This is a genomic window from Ornithinimicrobium sp. F0845 (genome assembly GCF_023015765.1).
GTDB lineage: Bacteria > Actinomycetota > Actinomycetes > Actinomycetales > Dermatophilaceae > Ornithinicoccus.
On sequence record NZ_JALKAL010000015.1, the window covers coordinates 43,495 to 67,718 of the forward strand.

Here is a 24,224-nt window from a genome sequence, read left to right on the forward strand (position 1 = left end):
GCGGTACCTCTTCGACGGACGGCAGCCGCACCGCATCCGGCGCCGCGCGATACTAGGCAGATGATCTCCGACGCTCTCGCTCGGGCCCTCCGCGAGGCCGGCGTGCGCTGGGAGACCGCCTCGTGACCGACCCCACGGCATACATCGAGGCAGGCCCCCCGGCTAAGCGAAGTGCATCCCGATACCGCTAGAGGCGCTGCACCCACCCCGTGAGAAGCCGCCAACGCCAAACCCCGACGAGGCCAGCGCCGGTGGCCGGAGCAACAGTCAGCGGCTGTGGAACCGGCCCTGCGTCGTCTCGAGGCCCGTGTGCACCAGGTCGGTCACCGCGTCGGCGCCGTCGCCGATGAGCAGCTCGACGTCGACCCGGTCGCGGGAGGGGAAGTCGGAGAGCACATAGTCGGCCGGGTCCTGGCGCCCCGGCGGACGCCCGATGCCCAGCCGCACCCGCAGGTAGTCCTTGGTGCCCAGGGACTGGCTGATCGAGCGCAGCCCGTTGTGGCCGCCCTCGCCGCCACCGCGCTTGAGCTTGATCGCACCGAAGTCGATGTCCAGCTCGTCGTGCACGACGATGACCTGCTCCAACGGCACCTTGTAGAACCGCACCAGGGCTGCGACCGGACCACCAGAGACGTTCATGTAGGTCATCGGCTGGGCCAGGATCGCGCGCGGACCGGGGGCGCCCCCGGGCATCGTGCCGAGGCGGACCTCACTGACCCACGCCCGGCCCTTGTGCTCCTTGGCCGAGGCTCCCGCCTGCTCAGCAAGCTCCGCGATCACCATCGCGCCGATGTTGTGCCGGTGCCCGGCATACTTCGGCCCGGGGTTGCCCAGGCCCACCACCAACCAGGGGTCCATCGTTGCTCCTCGGGTCGCGAACTACGGGCAGGGAACGGCAGCGGGGTTGCCCCGGACGCGTGGTCCGGGACAACCCCGAGAGTATGCCGTGCGCCGCGGTCTCGCACGGACGTTTCAGGCGCGTGCGGCGAGAGTGCGCGCCGCGATCAGGGGCGCGCTCGTGCGTGCGGCGGTCGTGCGGAAGGCTCAGGCGTCCTCGGCCGGGGCCTCGGCGGCGGCCTCCTCGTCGGCAGCAGCCTCGGTCTCCGGCTCGTCCGCTTCGATGCCGGCCTCGCTCTCGGCCTCGGCCAGCTCGGCCTCCAGCGCCTCCTCGGAGATCTGCTGGGTGACGTTGACCAGCAGGGCCTCCGGGTCGGTGACGAGCGTGACGCCCTCGGGCAGCTCAACCTGGCCGGCCAGGATCTGGCTGCCGGCCTCCAGGCCCTCGACGGAGACGGTGAAGGACTCCGGGATGCTCGTGGCGTCGGTCTCGACGGCGACCTCGGTGTAGTCGGTCGTGACGACCGTGTCCGGGGCAGCCTGGCCCTCGACGTGGATCGAGATGTCGACGACGACCTTCTCACCCTTGCGGATGATGACCAGGTCGACGTGCTCAATGGTGCGCTTGATCGGGTCGCGCTGCACGTCCTTGGCCAGCGCCAGGTGCTGCTCTCCATCGACGTCCAGGGTGAGGACCGCGTTGGTGTGCTTCAGCGCCATCATCGTGGCGTGGCCCGGGAGGGTCAGGTGCAGCGGCGGGTTGCCGTGTTCGTAGAGGACCGCGGGGATCTTGTCGGCGCGGCGGACGCGACGGGCCGCGCCCTTGCCGAACTCGGTGCGCTTCTCGGCGGAGATGGAAAGGTAGTCAGCCATGTCTGGGCCTCCGTGGGGTCAGGTCCGTGGGGTCGGAATCAGCGGTGGGGCCTCGACGCGGGGCGCGGCACGACACGGCAGCGGGCCGCGTGGAACGGCTCAACCGCGTCGATTCACGGACGCGGCCACTCCTTCGTGCAGCGTCCCTCGCCGAGGCAACAGTGGATCAGTCTAGGTCAGCCGGTCCCCACCGGCCAACTCGGTCAGCACCAGCGGCGGGAGACCTCGGCCAGCACCTTGGCGGTGCGTGCGCTCGACAGCCCCAGCGCGCCGGCCAGCGAGGTCCCGAGCGGGTCGACGTCGCCCGGTGTCGCGTGGCTCCACATCATGTTGACGCTGCGCCCGTGCACCACGATCCGGGTCTGGTCGGTGGACCGTTCCTCCACCGCGGCCATCACCTTCCGCGACGGCGCCTCCCGCAGCAGGCTGATGTAGTGCCGCTGGAGGGGACCGGACCGCTCCCCCAGCCCTACGGCATACTCGCTCAGCTCGGAGAGCTCCGCCTGGCCGAAGACGATGGTGGGCACCTCGAAGCCGCGGTCGGCCAGGAAGGCCGACTCCAGGGCGTCCTCGACCCGGGCGAGCGATCGCATCCGGGTGGTCACGCAGAGGTTTCCGGTGTTGAGGTAGGTCTCGACGTCGGTGAAGCCGGCTGCCTCCGCGCTCGCCCGGACCGCGTCCTTGGGGAACTTGCGGGTGGACCCGAGGTTGATCGCCCGCAGGAAGCCGACGTAGGTGGGCATCGGCCGCTCAGGCGTGTCCGTCGAACATGCTCGTGACCGACCCGTCCTCGAAGACCGCGCGGATCGCCTGGCTGATCAGCGGCGCGATGGACAGCTCGGTGATCTTGTCCAGCGCCCGGGCCTCGGCGCTGATCGGCAGCGTGTTGGTGACGACCACCTCGCGGGCCACCGAGTTGGCCAGCCGCTCGACGGCCGGACCGCTGAAGATCGCGTGCGTCGCGGCGATCACGACGCTGGCGGCCCCGTCCTTCATCAGCGCGTCGGCCGCCTGGCAGATGGTGCCGCCGGAGTCGATCATGTCGTCAACCAGGATGCAGGTGCGGCCGGCGACCTCACCGACGACCCGGTTGGCGACGCTCTCGTTGGGGCGGGTGATGTCGCGGGTCTTGTGGATGAAGGCCAGCGGGGCACCGCCCAGGCGCTGGCTCCACTGCTCGGCGACCTTGATGCGGCCGGCGTCCGGGGAGACGATCGCCAGGTCCTCCTTGCCGTAGTTCTTGCGCACGTAGGAGGCCAGGATCGGCAGCGCCATCAGGTGGTCGACGGGGCCGTCGAAGAAGCCCTGGATCTGTGAGGTGTGCAGGTCGACGGCCATCAGCCGGTCGGCTCCGGCGGTCTTGAACAGGTCGGCCATCAGGCGGGCCGAGATGGGCTCGCGGCCCCGGTGCTTCTTGTCCTGGCGGGCGTAGCCGTAGAACGGCAGCACCACCGTGATCCGCTTGGCCGAGGCGCGCTTGAGCGCGTCAACCATGATCAGGTGCTCCATGATCCACTCGTTGACCGGCGCGGTGTGGCTCTGGATCACGAAGGCGTCGCAGCCGCGGACCGACTCGTTGAACCGGACGTAGATCTCGCTGTTGGCGAAGCTGTAGGCGTCGGTCGGCACCAGCTCGGTGCCCAGCGTGGTGGTCACCTCCTCGGCCAGGCTGGGGTGCGCCCGGCCGCTGAAGACCATGAGGTTCTTCTGGGTGGCCTTCTGGATGCCGGTCACGCCTGGCTCCCTTCGTCCTGGGAGTGAGTATGCCGTGCGCCCGGCTCGGTCTGCCCGGTCGCCTCCGTCTCGTCCCCGGACGGTGAGCTCTCCGCGGGTGCGGCCGTGGCGCCGGCGGGTGCCGGTGCTGCCGCGGCTGCTGCCTCCGCCGCGGCCGCGGTCCGGGTGCCGGCGCGCTTGCGGGCCACCCACCCGTCGATGTTGCGCTGGCGGGCCCGGGAGACGGCGATCTGCCCGGGCTCGACGTCGCCCGTCAGGGCCGACCCGGCACCGACGTAGGCCCCGTCGGCGACGTTGACCGGGGCGACGAGCACGGTGTCGGAGCCGACGAAGGAGTGGCGCCCGATCGTGGTGTGGTGCTTGTCGACGCCGTCGTAGTTGGCGAAGATCGTGCCCGCCCCGATGTTGGCGCCCTCCTTGATCGTGGCGTCCCCGGCGTAGGTCAGGTGCGGGACCTTGGCCCCCTCGCCGATCACGGCGTTCTTCGTCTCCACGAAGGCACCGATCTTGCCCGCGGCACCGAGCTCGGTGCCGGGCCGCAGATAGCTGAACGGGCCGACGGTGGCTTTCGGTCCGATGACGGCCAGCTCGGCCTGGGTCCGGACCACGCTGGCGCCGTCCCCGACCTCCACGCTGGTCAGCGTCGTGTCCGGCCCGATCACGGCGTCCGCCCCGATGGTGGTGGCCCCCAGCAGCTGGGTGCCGGGCCGGATCACCGTGTCGCGACCGATCGTGACGTCCACGTCGATCCAGGTGGTCGCCGGGTCGACGACGGTGACCCCTTCCCTCATCCAGCGGGTGACCGTGCGCTCGTTGAGGATCCGGCCCAGCTGGGCGAGCTGGACCCGGTCGTTGACGCCCTCGGACTGCCAGCGGTCCTCGACCACGTGCGCCCGCACGGGTCGGCCCGCCGCCCGGGCCAGGCCGAGCACGTCGGTGAGGTACTTCTCGCCCTGGGCGTTGTCGGTGCCCACCTGCGCCAGGCAGTCCCGGAGCACCTGGGCGTCGAAGGCGTAGATCCCCGAGTTGATCTCGCGGATGTCCAGGGCATCAGCGTCCTCGCCGCCCTCGTCGCGGGCCTTCTGGGCGTCCTTCTGCTCGACGATGCGCAGGACCTGGCCGTCCGCGTCACGCACCACCCGGCCGTAGCCGGTGGGGTCCTCCAGCACGGAGGTGATCACCGTGACGGCGTTGCCGCCCGCCTCGTGGGCGGCGGTCAGGGCCTGCAGTGTCTCGGTCGTCAGGAGCGGCACGTCGCCGTAGGTCACCAGGACGGTCCCGGACAGGTCGGGCGGCAGGACGTCCAGGCCGCACTCCACCGCGCGACCGGTGCCCTTCACCTCGTCCTGGTCGGCGATGCGCGCCTGCGGGTCGACCTCGGTCACGTGCGGCGCCACGAGCTCGCGCCGGTGCCGGACGACGACCGCCAGGTGCTCGGGCGCGGTGCCTCGGGCGGCGTGGATGGCGTGGCCCACCAGGGTGCGCCCCGCGATCGGGTGCAGCACCTTGGGGGTCTCGGACTTCATCCTGGTGCCCTCGCCAGCGGCGAGGATGATCACGGCAACCGGGCGGTTCTCGCTCACGCGGAGTCGCTCCCAAGGTCTCGGGGATATGGCACGGTGGCGGCCCTCGGGGTCACCCCACTGGATGCTACCTGTCCGTCAGGACCGGTGCCTCTCGCGGGCCTGACGCCAGGCGGCGAAGGCTTCCCGGCTGGTCAGCCGGGGGACGTAGCCGAACTCGGTCTTGAGCCGGGTGTTGTCCAGCACGGGGCGGTAACGCAGGAAGTCGGTCTGCTCCGGGCCGTAGGGCGTGGCCCGCAGCCGCTTGGCCACCGCGAGCGCGGCGCGCAGCACCGGCTCGGGCACCGTGACCGTGCGCTTGCCGAGCGCCGCGGCGATCTCGTCGACGGTCACCACGCCGTCGCCGGCGACGTTGACCGGCCCGGTGACGGGGGAGTCGACGGCCCGACGGATGATCGCCACGACGTCGGTGTCCCAGATGAAGACGAAGGGCGACTCCGAGCCGCGGATCTTCAGCAGGCGCGGCCAGTCCCACAGCGCGGTGATCTGGTTGTCCACCCGCTCCCCCAGGATCGTCCCGATCCGCAGAACGACCTGCTCGAGCTGCGGCGCGCTGTCCCGCAGCGCCGCGAGCAGCTCCTCGACCTGCCGCTTGTGGTCGCTGTAGGCGAAGGCGGTGTTCCCGCGGACCTGGTGCTCCTCGGTCAGCCACTCCGGGTTGTCCGCGTGATAGCCGTAGGCCGCGCCGCTGCTGGACACCACGACCCTGCGGACCCCGTGGTCCAGGCACGCCCGGAGCACGTGGCGCGTGCCCAGCACGTCCACGGCATACTCCTGCGTCCGGGTGGTGCCTGGCCCGGGCGTGACGATCGAGGCCAGGTGCACGACCACCTCGGGCCGGTGCTCCCCGACCACCTGGTCCACCGCGGCCTCGTCGGTGACATCCATCAGGACGTGCGTGGCCCCCGCGACGGGAGCGGACGGCATACGGAGGTCGGTGCTGACCACCCGGTGACCGTCGGCCACCAGACCGGGCACGACCGAGGACCCCAGGAAGCCCGAGCCGCCGGTGACCAGCACGGTGCTCACGCTGCCACCTCGACCCGCGGGCGGTCCGCCGAGCGGCGCCGCCAGACGGTGGCCACGGCCAGGCCCGCGATGATGTCCCAGATGCCCCACCATGCGGCGACCAGCGCCATCCCGCCGAGACCGTCGAAGTAGGTGAAGACCAGCAGCAGACCCAGCCCGGCGTTGCGGATGCCCACCTCGAAGGTCATCGCCTTGGTGCTGTCCTCCGGCAGCCGGGTGGCCCGGCCGATGCCGTAGCCCAGGGCCAGCGCGAGCGCGTCGTGCAGGAAGACGGCCACGACCACCAGGCCGATGTACGTGACGAAGATGTCCCAGTTGTTGGTGACCCCGACGACGATGATCCCGGTGAGGCCGAGAAACGCCAGCGGGCTGACGATGCGCTTGCCCACCTCGGCGACGCGGGGCAGCCACCGCACGATCGCCAGCCCCACGACGAACGGGACGCCGATGACCAGGCCGACCTCGGCGAGCATGTCCATCGGCTCGAGGGCGATGCCGCGCAGCACCTCCCGGCCGGTGGGGTGCAGGCTTCCCCAGAGCGCCAGGTTGACCGGCATCAGGAAGATCGAGAGCACGTTGCCCACCGCGGTCATCGACACCGACAGGGCGACGTCGCCGCCGGCCCGGTGGGTCAGGATGTTGGAGACGTTTCCTGGCGGGCAGCAGGCCACCAGGATCAGTCCCAGCGCGAGGGAGGCGCGCAGGTCCAGGACGAGGGTGAGCACGAAGGTGATGGCAGGCAGCAGCAGGAACTGGGCGGCGATGCCGATCGCGATGGTCCCGGGCCGGCGCAGCGCCCGGGCGAAGTCCTCCAGCCGGGTGTCCAGCGCGACGCCGAACAGGATCGCGGCGATCACGATGCGCAGTGTGGTCAGCGACGCCTCGTCGAAGGCGATCCGGATGCTGTCGACGTCGTTCACGGCCGCTCCCGCAGGGTCTCGATCTCCCGCCGCACGGCACGTCGGTAGGCGTCCTTGTTGACGTAGTAGGCCATCCGCTCCAGCCCCAGGTAGTGGTAGCCGCCAGAGGTGTCCGGCGGCGGTCCGGCGACGCGCTCGTCGAACGCGGCGGCCACGGCCGGCGCCTCCCGCCGCGCCGTCAGGTAGGCCGCGACCATCTCGCCCTGCTCGTAGCGCCCCTGCCAGCCGATGCCCGAGGCCTCGATCATGCCGACGACGAACAGTCCGGGCGCCGTGGGGCTCACCACGTTGAGGTAGAGGTCGGGCGCCATCCCGGTCCAGTTCAGGTGCTCCCGCGCGACGAACGGGTAGTGCAGCCGGTAGCCCGTCGCCAGCACCACCATGTCGTAGGCGTGCCGGGAGCCGTCCCGGAAGACCACGCCGTCGCCGTCCAGCCGCTCCACGTCCGGCCGGACCCGCACGTCGCCGTGCCCCACGTGGTGCAGGATCAGGCTGTTCACGATCGGGTGCGACTCGTAGAGCTTGTGGTCCGGCTCGGGGAAGCCGAAGGCCGTGGGGTCGCCGGTGAACAGCTTGAGCAGCCGCGAGTCGATTGCCTGCTTGAGCCGGGCCGGCAGCGGACGCCCCTGGTTGAGGGTGTCGGCGGGCCTGCCGAGGAGGTACTTGGGCACGAAGTGGTAGCCCCGTCGCACGCTGATGTCCACCGAGGCCGCGTGGTGCACCGCGTCGACCACGATGTCGCAGCCGGAGTTGCCCGCCCCCACGACCAGCACCCTCTTGCCGGCGAAGACCTGCGGCCGCTTGTAGGCGCTGGTGTGGATGATCTCGCCGTCGAACTGGCCGGGCAGGGTGGGGACGTTGGGTTCGCTGAGGGTGCCGTTGGCGACGATGACGGCAGTATGCCGGGCGCTCACCTCCTGCTCCCCGTCCCGGTAGGTGACGGTCCAGCCGGCGCCGTCGTGCGTGCTGCCCGACCCGTCGTGCCCGTCCGGCTCCACGCGGATCACCTCGGTGCCGAAGCGGTAGTGCTCACGCAGCCCGAACCGGTCGGCGAAGGAGCGGAAGTAGTCGAGCAGCTCCGCGTGCGAGGGGTAGTCTGCGGTGCCTGGCGGCATCGGGTGCTCGGTGAACTCGGTCGTCGTCCGGGAGGAGATCAGGTGGGCCGACTCATAGACCGTGCTCCGTGGGGCCTGGATGTCCCACAGCCCTCCGACATCGCTGTGCAGCTCGTAGCCCTGCCAGGGCAGCCCCGCCCGCTGCAGGCTGCGGGCGGCGGCCAGGCCGGACGGCCCGGCTCCGATGATCGCGGTCGTCATGAGCGCCGATTCTGACAGGTGACGGGGTCAGGACCGCACGTCGCCCGGAATCTTCTGGCCCCGACCAGCGTTGACCATGGTGTCGGCCTGCGGCTCCGCCTGCCCCCGCCGTGAGCCCTCCGGGTCCGACTCGCACGCGACAGAAGGACACCACCACATGCCGTTCTCCCAGGGCCAGCTCGTCGTCCACCCCCACCACGGTCCCGCCACCGTGCAGGAAGTCATGACCCGCGTCGTCGGCGGGGTGGAGCGCACCTATCTCTCGATGCTGGTCCACCGGAGCAACCTCACCGTGTCCGTGCCCGAGGACTCGGCCGAGGAGATCGGCCTGCGCAAGGTGCTCTCCCCCGAGGAGCTCCAGGAGGTGCTGGACGTCCTGCAGGCTCCGAGCGAGCCGTTCGACAAGCAGTGGTCGCGCCGGATGAAGGACCAGCGCGAGCGGCTGCTGCTCGGCGAGCTCCCGGTGACCGCCGGCGTCGTGCGCGACCTGCTGCGGCGCGACCTGGAGGACGGCCTGTCCCCCGCGGAGAAGGACCTGCTCAAGACCGCGTCCCGGCCGCTGCTCGGCGAGTTCGTCGAGGCGCTCGGGGTGAGCGATGAGCGGGCCGAGGAGCTGCTCGTGGCCGCCGTGACCGGGCAGGACGTCCCGACGCCCACGGAGCTGGCCGAGGCCGGCGCCCTCACCAGCACGACCTGACGGCCCGCACGGCTAGCTCGAGCGCAGCTCCGGGAAGTCGCTGTCCCGCCACTCCCGCGTCTCCTGGCCGATGGTGCCCGGCATCGCGGCCTCGCTCGCCAGCTCCTGCTCGCGGCTGCGCAGCTCGACGCGGCGGATCTTGCCGGAGATCGTCTTCGGCAGCTCGTAGAACTCGATGCGTCGCACCCGCTGCCAGGGCGCGAGGTTCTCCCGCGCGTGCCGCAGGATCGACAGTGCGGTCTCCCGGGTGGGCTCGTGTCCCGGCGCCAGCGCGATGTAGGCCTTGGGGATGGCCAGCCGCACCTCGTCCGGCGCCGGCACGACCGCGGCCTCCGCGACCGCGGGGTGCTCGATCAGCACCGACTCCAGCTCGAAGGGGCTGATCTTGTAGTCGCTGGCCTTGAACACGTCGTCGGTCCGGCCGACGTAGGTGATCATGCCGTTCGCGTCCCGCTCGGCCACGTCACCCGTGTGGTAGAAACCGCCCGCCATCGCCTCGGCGTTGCGGGCATCGTCGCCCTGGTAGCCGGTCATCAGCGCGACCGGCGCCGCGGACAGGTCCAGGCACAGCTCCCCCTCGCCCGGCCCCTCGACCACCTGACCGGACTCGACATCGACCAGGACTGACGGCATACCGGGCAGTGGTCGGCCCATGGAGCCCGGCTTGACCCGCTCGCCCGGCATGTTGCCCACCTGCGCGGTGGTCTCGGTCTGGCCGTAGCCGTCCCGCAACGTCAGGCCCCACTGCCGGCTCACCTGGGAGATGACCTCGGGGTTGAGCGGCTCACCGGCGCCGATGATCTCGCGGAGCGCCCCGGGGCCGCCGGACAGGTCGGCGTTGATCAACATCCGCCAGACGGTCGGCGGCGCGCAGAAGGTGCTCACCCGGTAGGCCCGGAGCACCTTGAGCAGGGCCGCCGCGTCGAACCGGACGTAGTTGTAGACCATGATCGTGGCCTCGGCGATCCACGGCGCGAAGAAGCAGGACCAGGCGTGCTTGGCCCAGCCGGGGCTGGAGATGTTCAGGTGCACGTCGCCGGGGCGGACGCCCAGCCAGGCCATGGTCGACAGGTGCCCGACCGGGTAGGACGCCTGGGTGTGCTCGACCAGCTTGGGACGGCTGGTGGTCCCCGAGGTGAAGTAGAGCAGCAGCCGGTCCGTCGGCGCCGTGCCCGGATGGTCGCTCGGGGGCACCGACCGGGAGTATGCCGTCAGCAGGTCGGCCCAGCCGCTCACCTCCCCGATGCTCACCCGGGCGTAGTCACCGGGAACCTCCTCGAACTTGCCGGCGTCGGCGGGGTTCACCACGACACAGCGGGCGTCGCCCCGGGTGATCCGATCCCTCAGGTCCGCGGGGCCGACTGCGGTGGTGGTCGGCATGATGACCGCGCCGAGCTTCATGATGGCCAGCATCGTGTCCCACAGCTCGACCTGGTTGCCGAGCATCACGATGACGCTGTCGCCCTTCCTGACCCCCTGCTCCGCCAAGAAGGCCGCGACCTGGTCGGACCGGGTGGCGATCTGGTCGAAGGTGAGCCGCTGGTCGGTGCCGTCCTCCTCGACGACGATCAGACCGGGTGTGTCGTTGCCCCGGGCGAACGCGTCGAACCAGTCGATCGCCCAGTTCCAGAGCGGACCCACGTCCGGGTAGCGGAACTCCGCCCTGGCCCGCTCGGCGTCTCCGGCCAGGTCCAGCAACTGGTCTCGGGCAGCGCGGTAGGCCGTCGTCGGGTTGGTGTGCTCGCTCATCACCGCAGTCTCGCACCGCTCTCGGCCTCTGGCCAGGGTCGGCCGGGATCACCGGTCAGTGCGGTCGTCCAGCTCACGCACCAGGGTGGCCGGTGCGGTGAGCCGGTAGGACATCTCCACCAGCTCCCCCACCTCCTGCCAGTCCACGTCGTCGACCCCGCCGACCAGGTGGAAGCTCAGCCCCAGCCATCCCGACGGCCCGAGGTAGGCGGGCACGAAGAACCGCTCGTCCCCGATGAGGGCCTCCCGCTCGGAGTCGTCCGGCAGGAAGAGCAGCGCGTTGCGCGCCACCGGCGCGTAGTGATCCCCCTTGAGCGAGCCGCCGAAGACGGCGAAGACCTTGCGGGTGAAGAAGGTCGGGCTCCCGTGCGACCGCTTCTCCTCCGCGCGGGGCAGGGCCAGGGCGATCTTGCGCACCGCCTCAAGGTGGGGATGGTCGTCGGGGATCCTGGCCGGGTGCGGTTCCGCCATGGGTCGAGTATGCCGTGCGGCCACCCGGTCGTGTGTCGGTCGGTCGGCACGGTCGTCTGTCGGTCGGTCGGCATGGCCGTGTGCCGGTCGGTCGGCACTGCCTCCTCCTCAGCCGGCGTGCGGGCGGGGCGCATCTCCCTACCGTCGAGCCCCTGGGGTGCTGTGGGGTTTTGGCCATCAGAGCGCACGAATCCCACAGTGCCTGCCCGGCAGTGCGGTCGGCGCGGGCCCGCACGCTGCCCTGAACTCCGTCGCCGCCTCCTCCTCAGCCCGCGAGCGGGCGGGGCGCATCTCCCTACCGTCAAGCCCTTGGGTGCTGGCTCGGTCGGCTCCCCGGGAAGGAATCGAACCTTCGTCGCTAATCCTGATTCAAAGTCAGGCGGCCCCTACCAGCAGAGCAACCGGGGAACGCCGGTGCGCGCACCGGACGGGTCAAGGTTAGGACAGTTCCGGGCCGGGACGTGCAGCGCTCCCACGGGCGCAGGGCACAATGGGGGCCGTGAGCCGTCCAGACCCGAAGTTGACCGTGCCTGCCGCCCGCCACCGGATGACCGGACCACAACGGCGTGAGCAGCTGGTCTCCATCGGTCGGACGCTGTTCTCCGAGAAGGGCTTCGAGGGAACGACCGTCGAGGAGATCGCCGTCAAGGCCGAGGTCTCCAAGCCGGTGATCTATGAGCACTTCGGCGGCAAGGAGGGGCTGTATGCCGTCGTCGTTGACCGCGAGATCCAGCGGCTGCTGAACGCCATCACCGACGCCCTGTCCGAGCCGGGACACCCGCGGGCGCTGCTGGAGCGGGCGGCGCTGGCGCTGCTGGACTACATCGAGAACTCCACCGACGGCTTCCGCATCCTGGTCCGGGACAGCCCGCCCGGGCAGTCCACCGGTTCGTTCGCCTCGCTCATCAGTGATGTCGCCAGCCAGGTCGAGCACATCCTGGCAGCCGAGTTCAAGCGACAGAAGCTGGACCCGAAGATGGCCCCGCTCTATGCCCAGATGCTGGTCGGGATGGTGGCCACGCCGGGAGGCTGGTGGCTGGACTCGCGCAAGATCAAGAAGGAGGACGTGGCCGCCCACGTCGTCAACCTCGCCTGGAACGGGCTCTCCGGCCTGGAGTCCAAGCCGGCCCTGCGCCTGGTGCACCCCAAGGGCAGGTAGGCAGGGCTACCACCCCTCCAACGGCACCACCGACTCCCCTACCTCTCCTCGAACGCCACTACCAACTCCCTACCCCTCTTCGAACGGCACGACCAACCGGCGCAACAGGTCGGTCAGGACGTCGCGTTCTCGCCCGGACAGGCCGGCGAGAAGGCTCCGCTCGTCAGCCACCAGGTCGGCGAGGGCTCCGTCCACCGCCTCACGCCCGGTCGCGGTCAGTGAGATGAGCACGGTGCGGCGGTCGCTGGTCGAGTGCGCCCGCGAGACCATGCCGCGGGACACCAGCCGGTCGATGCGGTTGGTCATCGTGCCACTGGTGACCAGGGTCTGCCGGACCAGCTCACCGGCCGACAGCTCGTAGGGCTCCCCGGACCGGCGCAACGCCGAGAGCACGTCGAACTCCCAGGCCACGAGCCCCCACTGGTCGAACGCGTGCCGCCGCGCCAGATCCAGGTGACGGGCGAGCCGGCTGACCCGCGAGAGGATCTCCAGCGGTGAGACGTCAAGGTCGGGCCGCTCCCGCTGCCACGCCGCGACGATGCGATCGACCTCGTCTGTCGTCCGGTCCGCCATGTCCTCAGGGTAGACCGGCTGCACGATCGGTCAAGATGTTCGACGTCGAGAGATCGTGGAGCACCCGAAGAGGTGTGGATCCGAGTGCGGCCGCCTGCAGCCGTCAGTGCCCCGACCGCACTTCGACGTCCCGCAGCCCGAAGTCCGGGTCTGCCTCGACCTGGGCGATCGCCCACCTGGCCCACTCGGCGGTGGCCCGGTAGCTGTGGATGCCGTACTGAGCGGTCAGTCCCAGTGGCCCGCCCGAGTCGCTGCCGGTGCCCTCCTGCAACCGCGCGAACTGCTCGGTGAGGTGCTCCAACTGGGTGGTCGCGCCCTCCTCCGTCCGACGGAGCACGACGAGGGCCTCCTCACGCCCCAGCGCCCCGAGGAGGAAGAGCCGCAGCACGTGCTCGTTCCGCACGCCCCCGGGCCGCGCGGGCGGGGCCATCAACCAGGCGCGCAGCGCGGCCAGCCCCTCGGAGGTGCACCGGTAGGTCGTGCGTCCCCGCGCCCCACGCTCCGCGACCTCGATCAGGCCCTCGCCCTCCAGCTGGCGGAGCTCGGGGTAGATCTGGCTGTGCCTGGCGTCCCAGGCATAGGCACCGACCACCTCCTCGAACCGGCGCGCGAGGTCGTAGCCGCTGCCCGGACGGTCCAGCAGGAGACCGATGAGCGCATACCGCAGAGCCATGTCCCCATAATACGACAATCTCGACATGTCGAGTTTGATATGTCACACTCGGCGAGTGACCGCGTGGATGGGTGCCCTCGTCGTCGAGCTCGTCCTCGACGTCGGCCTCGGGCTGCTCGCGTACTGGGTCGTGGTGTCCGCGGGCTGGGGGGTGACCACAGCGCTGGTCGTGGCTGGCGCGGTCGCCGTCCTGCGCGCCGCGTGGGCGACGGTGCGCCGAGGCACCCTGGACCCCACCCTGGCGCTGATCGTCCTCACCTTCCTCCTGACGCTCGCGCTCAGCCTGGTCAGCGGGGACGCCCGCGTCCTCCTGCTCAAGGGATCGGCCGGGCTCGCCCTGTTCGGGCTCGTCGCGGCGGGCAGCCTCGTGTGGGGCCGGCCGCTGCTGTTCTCCATCGTCCGCCGCTTCGTCGCCCCCGGCGAGTCCGGACGCCGCGAGTGGGAGGAGCTGTGGCAGGGCAGCTCACCGTTCCGGTGGCTCTACCACCGGCTGACCCTCGTCTGGGCTGTGACCTACCTGCTCGCGGCCGGGGCGCACGCCGCCGCCGTGCTGGCGCTGCCCGTGGAGGTCACCGCTCCGCTCCTGCGCACAGCCACCCCGGCTCTGTGGCTCCTGATGGTGGGGTGGACGATCTGGTTCACCCGGCGGGCCGAGCGCAGCCTCGACCGACCGCTGCTGGACGCGGCGGCCGACCTGGCAGCACCCACCCGGCCCTGAGCGACAGGCTCATGCCCGCTCAGGACTCCGCGATCTCGGCAGCCTCCAGCCACTCCAGCTCCAGGCCCTCGCGCTCGGCGTGGATCTCGTCGAGCTCGGCGCTGAGCCGCATCATCGCTCCGGCGTCGGTGGCACTGGCGACCATCTGCTCGTGCACCCGGGTCTCGCGCTCCCCCAACCGCGTCAGCGACTTCTCGACCCGGGCGATCGTCTTGCGCGCCTCGCGGAGCTCGGCCGCGCGGGGAGCGGCGCCGGCGGCAGGCGCAGTTCCACCGACGGCAGCGGTGCCGGCGGCGGGTGCGGCAGCCGAGCCGGCGGACGCCCGACCGGACCGCGTCGCCCGGTCCTGCCGCTCAGCGCGGTCACGCCGCTCAGCGAGGTCACGCCGCAGCTGCAGGTACTCGTCCACCCCGCCGGGCAGGTCGCGCAGACCACCGTCACCGAGCAGGGCGACCTGGCGGTCCGTCATACGCTCCAGCAGGTAGCGGTCGTGCGAGACGACCAGGAGGGTGCCCGCCCACCCGTCGAGCACGTCCTCCATCGAGGTGAGCGTGTCGATGTCGAGGTCGTTGGTCGGCTCGTCGAGCAGGAGCACGTTGGGCTCGTCCATGAGCAAGCGCACGAACTGCAGCCGGCGCCGCTCGCCGCCGGAGAGGTCACCGACCCGCGACTGCTGCCGACCTCCTGTGAAGCCGAGCCGGGTCGCCAGCTGACTGGCCGAGATCTCCTTGCCGCCCAGCACGGTGAACGAGCGAACCTGCGTGATCGCGTCGATCACCGTGCGCCCTTCCACCTGCTCGAGCTCGCGCAGGTCCTGGCTCAGACAGGCAAGCCGCACCGTCTTGCCGGTCTTCAGCGTGCCGGTCTCGAGGGGCACCTGCCCCATGAGTGCGCGCAGCAGGGTGGACTTGCCGGCACCGTTGACGCCGACGATCCCGAACCGGTCGCCAGGTCCGATGCGCCAGGTCACGTCGTCGAGCAGCACCCGGTCACCGAGCCGGACGGTGGCGTCGAGCAGGTCGAGGACGTCCTTGCCCAACCGGGTGGTGGCGAACCGGACCAGCTCGACGGTGTCCCGTGGTGGTGGCTCGCCGGCGATGAGCGCCTCGGCCGCATCGATGCGGAAACGCGGCTTGCTGGTCCGTGCCGGGGCGCCGCGCTGCAGCCAGGCCAGCTCCTTGCGGAGCAGGTTGCTGCGCCGCTCCTCGGTGACGGCGGCGACCCGGGCCCGCTCGGCACGGGCGAGCACATACGCCGCATAGCCCCCGTCGTAGCTGTGCACCTGACCGGCGGTGACCTCCCAGGTGCGGGTCGCCACGGCGTCCAGGAACCAGCGGTCGTGGGTTACGAAGGCCAGGCCGCTGCCGGGTCGCGGACGGCGCGTGGACAGGTATGACGCGAGCCAGGCGACGCCTTCGACGTCCAGGTGGTTGGTGGGCTCGTCGAGCAGGATCAGGTCGGGGTCGCGCACCAGGAGCGCCGCCAGCGCCAGTCTGCGCAGCTCACCTCCGGACTTGGCACCGACGGTCGAGTCGAGGCCGCCGAGCGCGCTGGCCTCCAGGTCCCCCAGCAACCCGGTCAGGATCTCGCGCACCCGGGGGTCACCGGCCCACTCGTGCTCGACCAGGTCGCCCAGCACGACCTGGCGCACGGTCGCCTCCGGGTCGAGCACGTCCGCCTGAGCGAGCATCCCGACGGTCACGCCTGCCGGCCGCATCACCCGCCCGGAGTCGACGGGACGGTCGCCGGTCAGCACCCGCAGCAGCGAGGTCTTGCCTCCGCCGTTGCGACCCAGGACGCCGATCCGCTCCCCGTCGAGCACGCCGAGGGAGACCTCGTCCAGGAGCACCTGCGTGCCGGCGATCAGCCGCGCGCGGTCGGTCGCGATGAGGTTGGCCATGGACTCAGCCGGTGAAGGTGGGCGGGCCGGCGGGCGCCACGGACTGCACCACCTGCGCGCCGGCGACCGGACCGGTGGCGCGGCGGATGTCCCCGGCGGGCCCCCGGGCGGCCAGCCCCACGGACAGGTCGATCGCCTGCGCCTGGGTGCCGACCAGGAAGGCGACCGTCGGGCCGGAGCCCGACACGATCGCGCCCTGGGCACCCAGCGAGGTCCCGGCCTCCAGGACGTCCTCCAGCACCGGGTAGAGCGAGCAGGCGGCCTCCTGCAGGTCGTTGCGCAGCGCGGCACCGACCGCCGAGGTGTCCATGGTGCGCAGCGCCGCGATCAGCTCACCCGAGGGCGCCGGGTCGGGCACCGGCTCACCGGCGGCCTCGCGCAGACGGTCGCACTCGGCATACACCTCCGGGGTGGACAGGCCCGAGCCGGTGCTCACCCAGAGCACCCAGTGCAGCTCCCCGCGGGCCAGGACCGGGGCGAGGCGCTCTCCCCGGCCGGAGCCGATCGCGGTGCCCCCGTGCAGCAGGAAGGGCACGTCCGAGCCGAGGCGGGCGGCGAGTGGCTCCAACTCGTCGCGGGAGACCTGCAGCTCCCAGAGCGCCTCGCAGGCCACCAGGGCTGCGGCCGCGTCGGCCGAACCCCCCGCCATGCCCCCCGCCACCGGGATGTTCTTGTCGATCGAGAGCGCCGCGGCCTCCTCGACGCCGTAGCGGCGGGCCAGGGACTTGGCGGCCTTGAGCGCCAGGTTGTCGGCTCCGGTCGGCACCCCCTCCGCCGTCTGACCGGAGACCTGCACGGACCAGGTCGCCGCCGGGGTGGCCGTGACGTGGTCGTAGATGCCGACGGTGTGGAAGACCGTGGCCAGCTCGTGGAAGCCGTCCTCGCGGAGTGGCCCCACCACCAGCTCCAGATTGATCTTCCCCGGCACGCGCACGGTGACGCCACGGGACTCGACGGCCTGACTCATGCGGCCACCCTATGCGTCAGAGCGGTCCGGGTGACCAGCCCCGGCCTCGGCGATGGCGGCAAACTGCTCCACCGTCAGCCGTTCGCCGCGCGCACTCGGGTCCACGCCGGCCCGGCGGAGGGCCTCCTCCGCCGCGGGGGCCGAGCCCGCCCAGCTCGCCAGGGCCGCCCTCAGCGTCTTGCGCCGCTGGGCGAAGGCAGCGTCGATCACCGCGAAGACCTCGCGCCGGCCGGCCGTGGTGACCGGCGGCTCGCGGCGCACCATCCGCACCAGCCCGGAGTCGACATTGGGGGCCGGCCAGAAGACGTTGCGACCGATCCGCCCCGCGGGTGACACCTCGGCATACCAGGCGGCCTTGACGCTGGGCACGCCGTAGACCCGGCCCCCCGGAGCTGCGGCGAGCCGCTCGGCGACCTCGAGCTGGACCATCACCAGGACCTTCTCGAGCGTGGGCAGCGACTCCAGCAGGTGCAGCACCACCGGGACCGCCACGTTGTAGGGCAGGTTCGCCACCAGGGCGGTCGGCTGCGGGTCGGGCAGCTCGGTGACCCGCAACGCGTCCTGCTGGAGCACGGTCAGCCGGCCTGCTCGTTCCGGCGCGTGCTCGGCCACGGTCCGCGGCAGCTGCTCGGCCAGCGCGGGGTCGATCTCGATGGCGGTGACCCGGTCGACGACCTGCAGCAGCGCCAGGGTCAGCGAGCCCAGACCCGGCCCCACCTCGACCACCACGTCCTGCGGGCCGACGCCAGCCTGACGGACGATCTTGCGGACCGTGTTGGGGTCGATGACGAAGTTCTGCCCCCACGACTTGGTCGGCCGCACGCCGAGCCGGGCCGCCAGGTCCCGGATCTCTACGGGCCCGAGCAGGGCGGCTCGCGCGAGCGTCTCCTCCTCGGGTGGCTCCATGGCAGGTCAGCGTACTGGTCGCACACCCGCCCGCTGCGCGACCCATTGCCACCCGCCGCGCCGGTCAGTAGGGTCCGGTCCACACACCGCACGACGACCGAGGGAGTTCACATGACCACCCCGCCGCAGGATCCGGGCGACCAGCACCCGCAGCAGCCCGGCACGCCCGGTCCGCAGCAGCCACCGCCATACCAGTCGCCCCAGTCTCAGTCGCCCCAGCCCCCGTCGCCCCAGTACGGCACGCCGCAGCAACAGCCGCCCGGCGGCCAGTGGCAGAGCAACCAGCAGGGCAGCGGCGGCGCGGAGGCCATCGATGCCAAGGGCTTCTTCTCCGCGCTGCTCGACTGGCGCTTCCACACCCTCATCACGCCGAAGATCGTGAGCATCGTCTACCTCATCGGCATGGTCCTCATCGGGCTGATGTGGCTCGTGTCGCTCATCAGCGGCTTCACGACCGAGCCCCTCGTCGGCCTCTTCGTCCTGATCATCGGCCCAGTCATAGGCCTCATCTACCTGGCGTTCTGGCGGATGACCCTGGAGTTCTACTTCGCCGTCGTGCGGATGTCCGACGACATCCACCGGAGCAGCAACGCACCCCGGCTCTGACGGCATACTGCCGGCCTGCGGGGATCACCACAGATCCCCGCAGGCCGGCCCTCGTCCCATCCCCCGCAGCTCGGCCCTCGTCCCCCCGGACCACTATGCGCCACCCCCACCCCGAACCGCCGTGAGCGGTTGCGGCTAAGTTGGCTGTAGGACAGGCTCGAAGCCTGTGGACGTCTACGACTGAGGAGCTGTTTGCTGTGGCTGACTACGCACTTCCCGACCTTCCCTACGACTACGGTGCCCTCGCCCCGCACATCTCCGGCGAGATCATGGAGCTGCACCACTCCAAGCACCACAACGCCTACGTCACCGGCGCCAACACCGCGCTCGAGCAGCTCGCGGAGGCCCGCGACAAGGACTCGCTCGGCAGCGTCAACATGTTGTCCAAGAACCTCGCGTTCAACCTGGCCGGCCATGTGAACCACTCGGTGTTCTGGCCGAACATGTCCCCCGACGGCGGCGACAAGCCGACCGGCGAGCTGGGTGCCGCGATCGATGACACCTTCGGCAGCTTCGACGCCTTCCGCGCCCACTTCACGGCCAACGCGCTGGGCATCCAGGGCTCCGGTTGGTCGATCCTGGCCTGGGACACCCTCGGGCAGAAGCTGATCCTGTGCCAGCTCTACGACCACCAGGGCAACCTCTCCGTCGGCCTGGTGCCGCTGCTGATGCTGGACATGTGGGAGCACGCCTTCTACCTGCAGTACAAGAACGTCAAGGCCGACTACGTCACCGCGTGGTGGAACGTCGCCAACTGGGCCGACGTGCAGGCGCGGTTCGAGGCCGCCCGGTCCACGACCGGCGGGCTGATCGTCCCCAACGCCTGACCCTGCTCCGCCTCAAGGGCCTCGGCGCACCGCGCCGGGGCCCTCGTGCGTGCGGGTGAAGCTTCCCGCCTGCGAGACGTTTCCCCGCCCGCGACACGTTGGCCCCGCCTGCGACACCGCGTTGTGTCCTGCATCTGCAGGGTTCTGACCCTGTAGGTGCAGGACACAAGCGGCGCAGGGGAGGACCGGCGCCACGGCTTGCTCACCAGGGGCCGTAGACCGCCTCGGAGTTCGCCGACAGCGCCTCGCACAGGGTGGGCACGGCGACGTTCAGGGTGGCCGCCATCGCGCGCACGGTGTGCGGCACCAGGTAGGGCGCGTTGGTCTGCCCCCGGTGCGGGCTGGGCGTGAGGTAGGGCGCGTCGGTCTCCACCAGCAGGTGCTCCAGCGGGGTCACGGCGAGCGCGTTGCGCAGGTCGCGGGCGTTCTTGAAGGTCACGGTGCCGGCGAAGGACAGGTAGTAGCCGCGTCGCACGCACTCGCGGGCCATCTCCATGTCGCCGGAGAAGCAGTGCAGGACGACCCGCTCGGGAGGGCCCTCCTCGGCCAGGATCCGCAGCACGTCCTCATGCGCGTCGCGGTCGTGGATCTGCAGCGCCAGGCCGGTCCGTTTGGCGATCTCGATGTGCGCCCGGAACGACTCGTGCTGGGCCCCGACCCCGTCCGGGCCGGTGCGGTAGTAGTCCAGGCCGCTCTCCCCGATGACCCTGACGCGAGCGTGGGCAGCAAGCTGCTCGATCTCGGTGAGCGCCTCCTCGAGCTCCCCCGCCGCGGCGTGCCTGGGTGCCTCGTTGGGATGGATCGCCACCCCTCCCAGGAGGGCGGGGTGATCATCGAGTATGCCGACAGTCCAGCGGGCGCTCTCGCGGTCACACCCGATCTGCACCAGTCTGTTGACGCCCACCCTCGTGGCGGCCGAGACCTGGTCGGCGACCTCGGCAGCCGGGCCGTCCCGGCCGATGTCCAGGTGGCAGTGGTTGTCCACCACCGGGATCGGCAGCGGCTCGGGCTCCGGGGGGAGCTCCGCGTGGCGGGAGTCGGTCATGACGCGTGGTCGGCGCCGGTGCCCGGGTCATCCGGATCGTCGCTGTCCCCGTGTGTGCTGTCGTCGCCGTCCACGGGTGTGCTGTCGTCGCCGTCCACGGGTGTGCTGTCGTCGCCGACCCCGCGTGTGCTGTCGTCGCCGTCCCCGGCTGTGGGGTCGTCGCCGTCCCCGGCTGTGGGGTCGTCGCCGGTGTCGTCGTCGGGGATCTCGTGGCCCTCGTCGTCCACCAGCCCGAGGCGCCGCCGCTCCTCGTCGATGATCGAGGTGTCGAGCTTGGTGAAGATCGGCGTGGGCTTGGCCACCGGCGCACCCACCCGGACCGGGCGGTGTTCCCAGTGCGGCGCGTCCGCGTAGTCGCCGGTGATGATCGGGTAGTCCGGGCGGGACGGGTCGTCCAGGTCAGACACCCGTCGCACCTCCGGCATCGGCTGGAAGACGCCCTGCCCGCCGAAGATCTGGTGCACGGCGGTCGAGGAGTGCGGCAGGTAGGGCGACAGGATCGTGTTGAGGTCCACCACGGCCTGGGCCAGCACGTGCAGGACGGTCCCGAGCCGGTCGCGCTGGTCCTCACCCTTGAGCTTGAACGGCTCGGTGGTGGAGACGTAGGCGTTGGCCTCGCCGACGAGCCGCATGGCCTCGGCGAGCCCGGCCTTCTGCCGGTGGGTGCCGATCAGCCCACCGACGCTGCCGAAACCGTCGGAGATCTGCCGCAGCAGCGCGCGGTCCACGTCCTCGAGCTCGCCGGCCGCCGGGATCTCGCCAAAGTTCTTGGCGATCATCGCGGCGGTCCGGTTGACCAGGTTGCCCCAGCCGGCGACCAGCTCGTTGTTGGTGCGCTCGAGGAACCCTGGCCAGGAGAAGTCGGAGTCGGCCGTCTCGGGAGCCGCCGCCGACAGGAAGTAGCGCAGGGCGTCGGGCTGGTAACGGGCCAGCACGTCGCGGACGTAGATGACCACGCTGCGGGAGGTCGAGAACTGGCGGCCCTCCATGGTGAGGAACTCGCTGGAGACCACCTCGGTGGGCAGGTTGAGCCGGCCGAACGGCCCCCGCTCACCGCCGAGCGAACCCTCGCCGTTGTGGGCCAGCATCTCGGCCGGCCAGATCTGGGAGTGGAAGGTGATGTTGTCCTTGCCCATGAAGTAGTAGGACAGCGCCTCCGGATCGTTCCACCAGTCGCGCCACCGCTCGGGCTCGCCGAGCCGTCGCGACCACTCGACCGAGGCCGAGAGGTAGCCGATGACCGCGTCGAACCAGACATAGAGCTTCTTGGTGGGGTTGTCCTCCCAGCCCGGGAGCGGGATCGTGATGCCCCAGTCAATGTCTCGGGTCATGGCCCGGGGCCGGATCTCCTCGAGGATGTTCTGGGAGAACTTGATGACGTTGGGGCGCCACAGGCCGCTGGCCTCGCGCCCGTCCAGCCACTGACCCAGCGCCTCGGCCAGGGCGGGGAGGTCGAGGAAGAAGTGCTGGGTGTCGGTGAACTCCGGGGTCTCGCCGTTGATCTTGCTGTGCGGGTCGATCAGGTCGGCCGGGTCCAGCTGGTTGCCGCAGTTGTCGCACTGGTCGCCCCGCGCCTCGGCATACTTGCAGATCGGGCAGGTGCCCTCGATGTAGCGGTCCGGCAGGGTGCGTCCCGTCGAGGGGCTGATCGCGACCTGCTGGGTCTGCTCGACCATGTAGCCGTTGGCGTGGCAGGCCAGGAACATCGCCTGGACGACCTGGTCGTGGTTCGCCGTCGTGGTGCGGGTGTAGAGGTCGTAGGAGACGCCGAGCGCCGTCAGGTCCTCGGTGATCGCCGCGTGGTTGACGTCGATGAACTCCTGCGCGCTCATCCCGGCCTTGTCGGCCTGCACGAGGATCGGCGTCCCGTGCTCGTCGGATCCCGACACCATGAGGACGTCGTGCCCGGCCATCCGCATATAGCGGCTGAAGACGTCGGAGGGCACGCCGAAACCGGCGACGTGGCCGATATGGCGCGGGCCGTTGGCGTACGGCCAGGCGACGGAGGACAGGACGTGGGTCATGGCTGGCGAGTCTAGTTGCCCGGCACTGGCAGGCCCGCACGGAGGCGGCCTCCGTGCGGGCCCACCCTGACAGTGTGCGGACGGTTCCACCTGTTGCACCGGCGGTGGCGCAGATCACGTGTCCGTCACGGAACCTGTGGACGTGGGAACACGTCAGAACGCCGCATGGTTGACTATTCCGACGGAACCCGGCCGGGGACCGCCGTACACCGAAGGGGGCGAGGCTACACATGCTCGCTGCACTCACTGGCGCTGGACTTTCCGCTGCGGCGGGCCTGAACGCCTACATCCCGTTCCTGATCGTGGCCCTGATGGCCCGGTTCACCGACTACATCACGCTGCCCGAGCAGTTCGCCTGGATCGAGTCCAACTGGGCCATCGGCGGGGCCGCCGTCCTGCTCGTCGGTGAGGTCGTGTTCGACAAGATCCCTGTGGTCGACCACATCAATGACGCTGTCGGCACGTTCATCCGGCCTGCCTCCGGTGGTCTGATCTTCGCCGCCACACAGGCCGCCGAGGACTTCGAGCAGGGCTCGTCCTTCTTGGCCGACAACCCGTGGATCGGTGTCGTGCTCGGCATCGTCACCGCGGGCCTGGTCCACACCGGCAAGGCCGTCACCCGCCCCGTGGTCAACGCCACCACGCTGGGCGTCGGCGCACCCCTGGTCTCCACCGCGGAGGACACCGCCTCGGTCGGGCTGAGCGTCGTGGCGATCTTCTTCCCGATCCTGGTCTTCGTCCTGCTGATCCTCATGGCCTGGGGCGGCATCGTCCTGTGGCGCAAGGCGCGCAAGCGCACCCGCGAGCGGGAACAGGCGGTCACGGCCTACTACGGCTGAGCCGTTCGCGGGCTTCATCCTCCCTGTCCCAGCGGTCCCAGCGCTGCGGCATGTCCTCTCCCGCTGTCGTCTCTCGCACGATCATCGCCGTCGCCGTGGCCGGGTCCTCTCTCGCGTGCGTCGATACCGAGCCGATACCGCCGGGGCACCGCACTGATACCCCGCGGTCGCACCGTGTTCGGACAGGGCTCACGCCGTGGGCCCACGCACACGGAGAGGACCCGTGCGATGAAAACCTCAACCACGACCGTCGTGGTCGCTCTGCTCGCCGGCACGCTCGCTCTCGGAGCGTGCGGGGCCGAGGGCGACAAGTCTCCCACCCCGGGCGATGACAACCAGGTGCCGGTCAGCCAGCAGTCCGCAGGATCAGACGACGGCTCCCCGTCGCCCACGCCCGCCAGGGGCGGCTTCGTCTCGGACCCCGACAAGGTCCACCGGTTCGAGTGAACCGGAGTTACGGGTGGCCCCACCCCACAACCCCCGCAGCAACGCCCACAGTCTTCGCACCATCAGGACACGAAAGGAGGCATCCCATGTCCCCACTGGACCTACTCGTGGCGCAGAGCATCGCTCACGAACGTGAGCGTGACCTGCAGCTGAGGCTGCGCCAGGAGCACGACGCTCACGGCCGCGGCTCCCACCTCCCGCAGACGGCACCCCCACGCGGGGGAGCCCCCCGGCGGACGGCAACCCCGCGCGAACACCACCTGCTCCGCAGCCTGATCGAGCACCTCCACATCCCGCGTCCGCACCCGCACTGAACGCGCCGCCTTACCGG

General features: G+C 70.9%; 25 protein-coding genes and 1 tRNA gene. 8 read left to right on the top strand and 18 right to left on the bottom strand.

The window, feature by feature from the left end; all coding sequences use genetic code 11:
• Window positions 1–267 precede the first annotated feature (267 nt).
• The 8 genes from pth to MWU75_RS17185 all read right to left on the bottom strand — a co-directional run bounded on the left by pth (window position 268) and on the right by MWU75_RS17185 (window position 8,292).
• On the bottom strand, window positions 268–858 hold the full coding sequence (gene pth, locus MWU75_RS17150) for an aminoacyl-tRNA hydrolase (protein WP_247093213.1): 591 nt from the start codon (window positions 856–858) through the stop codon (window positions 268–270).
• A 186-nt stretch (window positions 859–1,044) separates the two neighbouring features.
• A complete protein-coding gene (locus tag MWU75_RS17155) occupies window positions 1,045–1,710 on the bottom strand; it encodes a 50S ribosomal protein L25/general stress protein Ctc (RefSeq protein ID WP_247093215.1) in 666 nt (221 codons plus the stop codon).
• Between the two features lie 203 nt (window positions 1,711–1,913).
• Entirely contained in the window at window positions 1,914–2,453 is a 540-nt protein-coding gene (locus MWU75_RS17160) for a DUF1697 domain-containing protein (protein WP_247093217.1), read from the bottom strand.
• A 7-nt stretch (window positions 2,454–2,460) separates the two neighbouring features.
• A complete protein-coding gene (locus MWU75_RS17165) occupies window positions 2,461–3,444 on the bottom strand; it encodes a ribose-phosphate diphosphokinase (RefSeq protein ID WP_348647801.1) in 984 nt (327 codons plus the stop codon).
• Window positions 3,441–5,027, bottom strand: a complete 1,587-nt coding sequence (gene glmU, locus MWU75_RS17170; protein ID WP_247093219.1) for a bifunctional UDP-N-acetylglucosamine diphosphorylase/glucosamine-1-phosphate N-acetyltransferase GlmU — start codon at window positions 5,025–5,027, stop codon at window positions 3,441–3,443. Before glmU ends, MWU75_RS17165 begins: the two co-directional genes overlap by 4 nt.
• Before the next feature lie 78 nt (window positions 5,028–5,105).
• Window positions 5,106–6,056 (bottom strand): SDR family oxidoreductase, encoded by a 951-nt coding sequence (locus MWU75_RS17175; protein WP_247093221.1) that lies wholly within the window; start codon window positions 6,054–6,056, stop codon window positions 5,106–5,108.
• Window positions 6,053–6,976: a bile acid:sodium symporter family protein gene (locus MWU75_RS17180; protein WP_247093223.1), complete on the bottom strand. Its 924-nt coding sequence runs from the start codon at window positions 6,974–6,976 to the stop codon at window positions 6,053–6,055. The genes MWU75_RS17175 and MWU75_RS17180 overlap by 4 nt, the downstream gene beginning before the upstream one ends.
• A complete protein-coding gene (locus tag MWU75_RS17185; protein ID WP_247093225.1) occupies window positions 6,973–8,292 on the bottom strand; it encodes an NAD(P)/FAD-dependent oxidoreductase in 1,320 nt (439 codons plus the stop codon). The genes MWU75_RS17180 and MWU75_RS17185 overlap by 4 nt, the downstream gene beginning before the upstream one ends.
• Before the next feature lie 157 nt (window positions 8,293–8,449).
• Here MWU75_RS17185 and MWU75_RS17190 point away from each other — a divergent pair, with 157 nt between their 5' ends.
• Window positions 8,450–8,989 (top strand): CarD family transcriptional regulator, encoded by a 540-nt coding sequence (locus MWU75_RS17190; protein ID WP_247093228.1) that lies wholly within the window; start codon window positions 8,450–8,452, stop codon window positions 8,987–8,989.
• A gap of 12 nt (window positions 8,990–9,001) precedes the next feature.
• Here the strand turns inward: MWU75_RS17190 and MWU75_RS17195 are convergent, their stop codons facing one another.
• The 3 genes from MWU75_RS17195 to MWU75_RS17205 all read right to left on the bottom strand — a co-directional run bounded on the left by MWU75_RS17195 (window position 9,002) and on the right by MWU75_RS17205 (window position 11,617).
• On the bottom strand, window positions 9,002–10,738 hold the full coding sequence (locus tag MWU75_RS17195; RefSeq protein ID WP_247093230.1) for an AMP-binding protein: 1,737 nt from the start codon (window positions 10,736–10,738) through the stop codon (window positions 9,002–9,004).
• Window positions 10,739–10,786: 48 nt separating this feature from the next.
• Window positions 10,787–11,209: an MmcQ/YjbR family DNA-binding protein gene (locus tag MWU75_RS17200; protein ID WP_247093232.1), complete on the bottom strand. Its 423-nt coding sequence runs from the start codon at window positions 11,207–11,209 to the stop codon at window positions 10,787–10,789.
• A gap of 329 nt (window positions 11,210–11,538) precedes the next feature.
• Window positions 11,539–11,617, bottom strand: a tRNA-Gln gene (locus MWU75_RS17205).
• A gap of 139 nt (window positions 11,618–11,756) precedes the next feature.
• Here MWU75_RS17205 and MWU75_RS17210 point away from each other — a divergent pair.
• Window positions 11,757–12,368 carry a TetR/AcrR family transcriptional regulator gene (locus MWU75_RS17210; RefSeq protein ID WP_247093324.1) on the top strand — a complete coding sequence of 204 codons (612 nt, stop codon included), beginning with the start codon at window positions 11,757–11,759 and terminating at the stop codon, window positions 12,366–12,368.
• A 69-nt stretch (window positions 12,369–12,437) separates the two neighbouring features.
• On the opposite strand, the gene MWU75_RS17215 is transcribed toward MWU75_RS17210, so the two are convergent.
• Together MWU75_RS17215 and MWU75_RS17220 are read right to left on the bottom strand one after the other, a co-directional pair.
• Window positions 12,438–12,941 (bottom strand): MarR family transcriptional regulator, encoded by a 504-nt coding sequence (locus tag MWU75_RS17215; RefSeq protein WP_247093234.1) that lies wholly within the window; start codon window positions 12,939–12,941, stop codon window positions 12,438–12,440.
• Between the two features lie 103 nt (window positions 12,942–13,044).
• Window positions 13,045–13,614, bottom strand: a complete 570-nt coding sequence (locus MWU75_RS17220) for a PadR family transcriptional regulator (protein ID WP_247093236.1) — start codon at window positions 13,612–13,614, stop codon at window positions 13,045–13,047.
• Between the two features lie 55 nt (window positions 13,615–13,669).
• Between MWU75_RS17220 and MWU75_RS17225 the strand changes: the two genes are divergently transcribed.
• A complete protein-coding gene (locus tag MWU75_RS17225; RefSeq protein ID WP_247093238.1) occupies window positions 13,670–14,332 on the top strand; it encodes a VC0807 family protein in 663 nt (220 codons plus the stop codon).
• A 19-nt stretch (window positions 14,333–14,351) separates the two neighbouring features.
• On the opposite strand, the gene MWU75_RS17230 is transcribed toward MWU75_RS17225, so the two are convergent.
• From MWU75_RS17230 to rsmA, 3 genes are read right to left on the bottom strand one after another with little or no spacing between them, the layout of a single operon-like run.
• Window positions 14,352–16,232, bottom strand: a complete 1,881-nt coding sequence (locus MWU75_RS17230; protein ID WP_247093240.1) for an ABC-F family ATP-binding cassette domain-containing protein — start codon at window positions 16,230–16,232, stop codon at window positions 14,352–14,354.
• 4 nt (window positions 16,233–16,236) lie between these two features.
• The gene (locus MWU75_RS17235; RefSeq protein ID WP_247093242.1) at window positions 16,237–17,199 is read right to left on the bottom strand and encodes a 4-(cytidine 5'-diphospho)-2-C-methyl-D-erythritol kinase; all 963 of its coding nucleotides are present in this window, start codon (window positions 17,197–17,199) and stop codon (window positions 16,237–16,239) included.
• 9 nt (window positions 17,200–17,208) lie between these two features.
• A complete protein-coding gene (gene rsmA / locus MWU75_RS17240; protein WP_247093244.1) occupies window positions 17,209–18,105 on the bottom strand; it encodes a 16S rRNA (adenine(1518)-N(6)/adenine(1519)-N(6))-dimethyltransferase RsmA in 897 nt (298 codons plus the stop codon).
• A gap of 111 nt (window positions 18,106–18,216) precedes the next feature.
• Here rsmA and MWU75_RS17245 point away from each other — a divergent pair, with 111 nt between their 5' ends.
• Both MWU75_RS17245 and MWU75_RS17250 read left to right on the top strand, forming a co-directional pair.
• Window positions 18,217–18,711, top strand: a complete 495-nt coding sequence (locus MWU75_RS17245) for a DUF4282 domain-containing protein (RefSeq protein ID WP_247093246.1) — start codon at window positions 18,217–18,219, stop codon at window positions 18,709–18,711.
• A gap of 197 nt (window positions 18,712–18,908) precedes the next feature.
• Complete coding sequence (locus MWU75_RS17250) at window positions 18,909–19,538, top strand: superoxide dismutase (protein WP_247093248.1); 630 nt, start codon at window positions 18,909–18,911, stop codon at window positions 19,536–19,538.
• Window positions 19,539–19,740: 202 nt separating this feature from the next.
• Here MWU75_RS17250 and MWU75_RS17255 read toward each other — a convergent pair whose 3' ends face one another.
• Entirely contained in the window at window positions 19,741–20,583 is an 843-nt protein-coding gene (locus MWU75_RS17255) for a TatD family hydrolase (protein WP_247093250.1), read from the bottom strand.
• A complete protein-coding gene (gene metG, locus MWU75_RS17260) occupies window positions 20,580–22,607 on the bottom strand; it encodes a methionine--tRNA ligase (RefSeq protein WP_247093252.1) in 2,028 nt (675 codons plus the stop codon). Before metG ends, MWU75_RS17255 begins: the two co-directional genes overlap by 4 nt.
• 230 nt (window positions 22,608–22,837) lie before the next feature.
• On the opposite strand from metG, the gene MWU75_RS17265 reads away from it, so the two are divergent.
• From MWU75_RS17265 to MWU75_RS17275, 3 genes are all read left to right on the top strand, one after another.
• Window positions 22,838–23,446, top strand: a complete 609-nt coding sequence (locus MWU75_RS17265) for a DUF4126 domain-containing protein (protein WP_247093254.1) — start codon at window positions 22,838–22,840, stop codon at window positions 23,444–23,446.
• Window positions 23,447–23,674: 228 nt separating this feature from the next.
• Window positions 23,675–23,893, top strand: coding sequence for a hypothetical protein (locus MWU75_RS17270; protein WP_247093256.1), 219 nt, complete (start codon window positions 23,675–23,677; stop codon window positions 23,891–23,893).
• 86 nt (window positions 23,894–23,979) lie between these two features.
• Window positions 23,980–24,207 (top strand): hypothetical protein, encoded by a 228-nt coding sequence (locus MWU75_RS17275; protein ID WP_247093258.1) that lies wholly within the window; start codon window positions 23,980–23,982, stop codon window positions 24,205–24,207.
• The last annotated feature ends 17 nt before the right edge of the window (window positions 24,208–24,224 follow it).